The following is a 5,942-nucleotide window of genomic DNA, read 5'->3' on the forward strand; positions in this document are numbered from 1 at the left end:
AGAGACGGACGTCGATCTCAAGAGCCGGTGCACGAAAGCGGCTCTCCTCGTCGGGCGCGACAGAGATCTCCCCGGCAACCAGGCGGTTGATCGCTTCCTCGAAACCGGCGCGTGCGGCGAACTCCTGCTCCAGCATGTCGCGCCAGTCGACCGCTTGCCGCTGCCACCGCATGGCCAGGGTCGCGAGGACGAGCGTTGGAGGCAGCACGACGGTGATCGCCAGGAGCACGACGACCAGAGCGACCCCGTCGTCCCGCCTCATCGACCCAGCGCCGTCTTCTTCCAGGCGTGGAGCCGGATCGAGCCGCCCACGACCCCTCCGGCGACACCCACGGCGTATCGCCCGCTCGGACGGTCGAGCTCGAACTTGAGGACCAGGTTTCGCTCCCGGGCACCCATATAGAGCGAGCCGAGCGAATCGAACGCGATGAAATCAACCTCTCCGGTGCGAAGATAGGCCATCCGCTGGGGCAGCTCTTGCAGCGGAAACGGAAGCTCACGTGGTGCCACTCGGCCCTCCTCGAGCCGGACCTGCCACCGCCGAAGCGAGAAGATGACCCTGGGCCTGGTCGCGACAGAGCCGCCTCGCAGGCGGATGTCGTCGAGCTCGACGACGAGGAAATCTGTCGTGCCGTCTCGAACGAGGGCGAACAAATTCCCACCCACGGGGTCGCACGCGAGTGAGAGCGCGGTGCCGGGAAGCTCCCCCACCTCCACCGGACCGACGGGCGACAGGGTCTCGTCGAACGCGACCTTCCAGATCGAACCTTCGTCCTCACGATTCACCAGGACGTACAGGTGTCCATCCGATCCCTCTACGAGGCCCGCCGGCGTTCCAGGGAGCGAGAAGAGGCGCTCCGGGGCTCGTGGCTCGCCCGTTTCATCGAACGTGAAACGAAAGATCGCCCCTTTTTCCTGAGCGGCAACGTAGAGCCCCCCGTCTGGTCCGAAGGCAATTCCTCCGGCCTGCGCCACGGCTTCGGTTCCCTCGAAGGTCGATTCTTCCGAGCCATCGAGGGCAACACGGGCGAGGTGGCCGACGCGAAGCCCTGAAGCCGCCACGAACAGCGAACCGGCAAGTGGGCCCGATTCCGGGCCGAAGGTCAGCGCGACCGGGTTTCGAACGTCCTCGAGCCAGACCACGTTCTCGATCCGGGCTTCCACAAATCCCGGATCGATCGGGAAAGTGTAGAGATAAGCGGGATCCTGATACGGTCGAGTACCCGAGGACAGGAGAACGCCCCAGTCCGCGCCGGTTCTTGACACAACCCCGGCGGGCCTTTCGATGGGATAAAAGACGCGGGAGAGGCGAAACCCCAAAAGCTCGCTCTCGAAATCCACGGTGCCCGACCTGGGGGAGAGTGCCACCGCGGTGCGCAGAGTCGAGATGCCGTCGCTAAGCTCGATCTTCACTGCCGAGAGTTTCTGGCCTTGGGTGGATCTCGAGAAGGCCACGCTTTCTCCCCCGGAGTCGAGGTATTCGACCGAAAGCGACTCGGCATCGTGTATCAGAACGCGCCTCCCTACGCCCGCGACGTCTTTGATGAGATCCCCGTCCTCGATGAAGTAACGCACCTCCCTCAGGCCCATCGCTCGGGCGCCCTCGTCCGGACGAAACACCGCTCGAAACGATCCATCTGTCGTCTCGAGCGACCGGAAACTCAGCGTTCCCTTTGCAGTGGCCACGACGACGGCGCGCTCGGCCTGCCCACGCGAGTTCGCCATCAACACGCGCTTGCCGACGGAGAATTCGTCTGTTTCCCCGGCGACGACTCGGTCCGCCGGCGAGCGCAACTCGCTGCGAAGGGCAGTGGCCGCGAGGTCGGGGTTCGACCTGACCGTGAGCGTATTGCCCGAATCCGGCACGACGGCGACGACGTCCTCTCCAAGCCCCTGTCCGGCGATCGACAGCTCGTAGGTGACGTCGTCGAGCGCTAGCGTCGCTGCGCTCGATTTAGCCGCGCGATCGCTCTGCGTTCGGTAGACCGTCCGCATCTGACGCATCGTCTGAGCGAGCAATCCCATGACGACCAGGGTGATGGTGAGGGCGAGCAGCGCTTCCAGGAGGCTGAAACCGCGATCGTGCACGCCCCTATGGTCGCAGAGGCGCTACCCCGAAGCGAGCACGCACCGGCCGCCCGACGCTCTCCCGACGAGGCTCACTCGGGCGAGCGGCTCATCCCTCGTCGTTTGGCACGCGGGCGAAACGCCGTGTCTCGGGATGGCACTTTCTTCACAATCCTCTCGAAGTCGGGCATGAAGGAAGATTTGCGGTAGTGCCGACTCCTCACTTCCTCGACGAGAGCAACCCAGCCCCGACTGAGACCGGCTCTCTCGTAGCAGAGCTTCGCTCGTTCGAGGTGAGACAGCGCTTGTGGATAGTACTTGCTGTTCCGCTCGCCCACGATCCGCATGGCCAAAGCGGCATAGAGTCTGGCGGCGACCCCGGCATGGTCGCGCTGCAACCGGTCGGCGGCTTTGCGAAGAACTTTCGGACGCACCTCGCGGAGGGCATCCTCGGTCACTCCGGTGACGTGATCGATCAACCGTTCCGTTTCCCGCGTCTCGAGATAGAGCTCGACCGACGACGTGAGGTCACCCTGTCGGGCTCTACCCATGGCGCGTTCATGCCAATCACGCCGTTGCGCGTCGGGGACGTAGCGCATGAGCTCGCCGTAGGTGAACCAATGCGGCCTGACCTCGAAATCCCGCCAAGCTCGCGCCAGCGCTTCTTCGGGGTGCCCGAGGGCCATGAGAAGGGACCTTTCCCGGTCCTTGAGATCATAGACCGAGACGTCGGGTCGCGACGACATGAGCTCGATCTGAAGTCCTCGCTGGACCCAGCGAAGCGCCTGCCCAGTATCCCCGTGAACTTCGAACATGTTCGCGATCGCCAGGCAGTCCTTGCCCTGGGCACCGGTCTCCTTGCAGAGCCTGATGTATGAGAACGCATCTTTCTGGGCCTGGTAACAGGCACGAAGCACTCCCGCCCATTTGCGATAGGATGCGTCCCCGCCGATCTTCCCCACCCTGCGCCCGGCCTCTTTCGAAGCCTCTCCGAACCTCGCTCGGCTCAGCCGGACGAAAGCGGCGAGACCTCTTTCGTCGAGCACGCCGACGACGTCATGGTCGAGATCCGAGGTGTAGCCGAACTCATCGGTGTCGATCCACCGAACGAGGATCCTGGCCGTCTCCTCCGGCGAACGACCACCTGACTGTCGCGCGATGACCCACCGGCAGCAGAGACGCTGCATGAAAACACCAAAGCTGCCGCTCGAATCATCGATCTCTTCCGTCTTCGCGTAGCAACCTGCCAGCAACGCTTCGTAGAGATTCGCGGCCTGCTCCGGCTCGCTAGAGACGAGAGGATCGATCCGGGCCGCTAGTCGCTCGAGACCCTTCACGAAGGCGAAGGTGTCACCTTGACGAACGAACCGTCCAGGACGAAGAGCCGGTTCCATCGCTCGCTCGACCGAGTCGAGCGGCGCACACCCTCGTCCTTCCGTGCCCCCCATGTGTCCGTCCCCGGCGGGCAACTCTATCAGAATGCGGTCTCCGAACGAAGTCCGATGTGGAAGATCCTGGCTCGGCGAGGCGAACGGTGAAAGAACGTTCGACTTTCGGCTCGCTCAATCCTCGCCGAATGGCGTTCGCTTGCGCCTCGTCCATACGATGGGGAAACGCTCGTCATCCTGGGCCAGGGAGCCCGGCTCGATCGAGACGTCCTGCTGTCGAACCGTTGGGTCGGCCGCGGGATGAGGTTTCCAGACGGCGTCGTCCCCCAACCAGCGGGTCGAGAGGGCGGCCCGGCGAGCGCCAGACAGATTTGCCGTCGCCGAATGGACTACCCAAGCCGAAAAGATCACGGCGTCTCCTGGCTTCATGGGTGCGCATACCAGAATGTCATAAACGTTCCGGTTGCCCCCGATATCCGGTATTCGCTCGCCGCCGGCGCCGTCGATCCAATCGTTCTTTTCGTCGGACTCTACGAAGCGCTCCGGTCTGAATCGCTTGCCCCATCGATGCGATCCCTCGACGAACTCGAGCACGCTGGAGCCCACCCCGACTTCGCTCAAAGGCAACCACAACGAGCCCACCTGCTCACCGTCGAACGGCCAATAGGCGATATCCTGGTGCCAGGGGGTCTCGGTTCCCTCGCCTTGATGTTTGACCAGCCAGTGGTCGAAATAGAAGCGCAGCTCGTCGCAGCCCATCGCCTGACCGACCAGGCTCGCGACACCGGACTCGAGAACGAACCGCCGCACCACGTCGTGATCACGCCATAGATAGCGATCGTCGACCGCCCGCCCCAACCCCTCGTCGCTGCGATCTCCCGTATCACTGGACCATGGGCTCGGCCTCTCGAGAATACCGTCGAGCAACTCGCCAAGGCGCTCGATCCACTTGGGGGATACGGCCCGTTCGACCAGGACGACGCCCCGCGTTTGGTAAGAGTCGACCTCTGCGGCCGTTAGCGCTCTTTTCACGACTGCACAGACTTCGCTCGGGGCTGACTCAGCCCAGCTCATTTCGAGCGATATGCTCGTAAAGAATGCGATCGCTGTCGGAAAAGCAGCAGAACACGACCTTGAGAGGAAGAGCGTTGCTCTCGAGCCAGCTTCTCACCGTTGACTGCGCGATGGGCGCCGCCCTCTCGATGGGAAAGCCATAGGCGCCGGTGGAAATCGAAGGAAATGCGACCGATTCGAGACTCATGTCGCGAGCGAGTCTGAGGCTCTGCTCGTAGCAACTCGCAAGAAGCGCTGGCTCGCGATTGTTGCCGCCACGCCACACCGGACCGACGGCGTGAATGACGTACTTCGCCTTCAGGTCGTAGCCCCCAGTAATCTTTGCCTCTCCCGTCTTGGCACCACCGAGCTTGCGGCACTCTTCGCGGAGCTGCGGCCCCGCCGCGCGATGGATGGCACCGTCGACGCCCCCCCCGCCGAGGAGCGTCTGGTTGGCGGCGTTGACGACCGCACCCACCCCGAGTGCCGTGATGTCGCCGCTAACAATCTCCACCCGCCCCCCAAGGTACGTCACCATGTTTGTTCTCCCGTGTCGTCGTGGCTCGTTGGAACGTCAGGCAGGTTGGCGCCCGCTTGCTGGTCCGGCCCCGCTCGCTGTAATCGAAGGGGACGACCCGACCCTGCCAAGCTGTTCCACCTCCACGGAATCGAAGAGACATTGTACCGGTTGTGACGGGCCGCCGAGCCTTCGTTCGAGCCGAAGACGGCACCTCGATGGCCCATCCCTTTGGTGCTGGAGTTTGTTATCCTATTTTCGAGCCCAAACACAAGAACATCCGCGAGCAGTTCGACCGGCCCCGAGCGAGGTATGTCCGAACGTCACATCCTGGTCATCGACAATGACGAGAACTTCGGCAGACGGCTGACAGCCATCGTCGAACCCGAAGGTTACCGGCTCGTCCGCGTGCGAGCCGGGGACGAGGCCCTCGACCATTTAGCACGACTCTCGCCCGAAGCCGTTTTCATCGCGGTGGATCTCCCGAGCAAGGAAGGCTTCGCCTGGTTCAGCAAAGTCAAGAAGCTGAGGCGCATGGTTCCGGTTTTCTTGACGACATCGACCGTTCCTCGGGCCGACCTCAAACTCCACGAGAAGCTCAAGGTCCATGCCGATGCCTACTGGGACAAACGCGACGTCACCGACCACGAGATTCGGACCGTCCTGGCAAACAAGATCGACCTCCCGGTCAACGAGCGGCTCGAAGCGCAGGCTCCCGCACGACAAGCAGAGTTCCCTCAGGGTGGCTTGACCGAGCCTTGGCTAGCGGAACTGCTCGATCCCGAGACAGCATCTATTCTCGAAGAGATCGACGAGTACGGCACTCTCGGCGCCGTCTCGACACCACCGGAACCGCCCCAAGAACATCCATCCCCGGCACGGCTGGCTGAGCTCGAAGACACGGTCCGCCAGCTGCG

At 63.3% G+C, this 5,942-nt stretch carries 6 protein-coding genes; 1 reads left to right on the plus strand and 5 read right to left on the minus strand.

The window, feature by feature from the left end:
* The 5 genes from VEK15_18635 to VEK15_18655 all read right to left on the minus strand — a co-directional run.
* Window positions 1–262 (minus strand): hypothetical protein (locus VEK15_18635; GenBank protein ID HXV62723.1); only part of this gene is annotated, 262 nt, incomplete at its 3' end.
* Window positions 259–2,088: a prepilin-type N-terminal cleavage/methylation domain-containing protein gene (locus VEK15_18640; GenBank protein ID HXV62724.1), complete on the minus strand. Its 1,830-nt coding sequence runs from the start codon at window positions 2,086–2,088 to the stop codon at window positions 259–261. The genes VEK15_18635 and VEK15_18640, both read right to left, overlap by 4 nt.
* A gap of 71 nt (window positions 2,089–2,159) precedes the next feature.
* Window positions 2,160–3,461, minus strand: coding sequence for a hypothetical protein (locus VEK15_18645; GenBank protein ID HXV62725.1), 1,302 nt, complete (start codon window positions 3,459–3,461; stop codon window positions 2,160–2,162).
* 168 nt (window positions 3,462–3,629) lie between these two features.
* A complete protein-coding gene (locus tag VEK15_18650; protein HXV62726.1) occupies window positions 3,630–4,487 on the minus strand; it encodes a phytanoyl-CoA dioxygenase family protein in 858 nt (285 codons plus the stop codon).
* Between the two features lie 28 nt (window positions 4,488–4,515).
* Complete coding sequence (locus VEK15_18655; protein ID HXV62727.1) at window positions 4,516–5,046, minus strand: O-acetyl-ADP-ribose deacetylase; 531 nt, start codon at window positions 5,044–5,046, stop codon at window positions 4,516–4,518.
* A 291-nt stretch (window positions 5,047–5,337) separates the two neighbouring features.
* Between VEK15_18655 and VEK15_18660 the strand changes: the two genes are divergently transcribed.
* Window positions 5,338–5,942, plus strand: a 605-nt coding sequence (locus tag VEK15_18660) for a response regulator (protein HXV62728.1), incomplete at its 3' end; no start/stop codon positions are given.

It is taken from the genome of Vicinamibacteria bacterium (genome assembly GCA_035620555.1).
Taxonomy (GTDB): Bacteria; Acidobacteriota; Vicinamibacteria; order Marinacidobacterales; family SMYC01; genus DASPGQ01.

Coding starts and splice junctions, on each gene's coding strand:
- VEK15_18645 (HXV62725.1), bottom strand. CDS start 3,461: ATGGAACCGGCTCTTCGTCCTGGACGGTTCGTTCGTCAAGGTGACACC.
- VEK15_18655 (HXV62727.1), bottom strand. CDS start 5,046: ATGGTGACGTACCTTGGGGGGCGGGTGGAGATTGTTAGCGGCGACATC.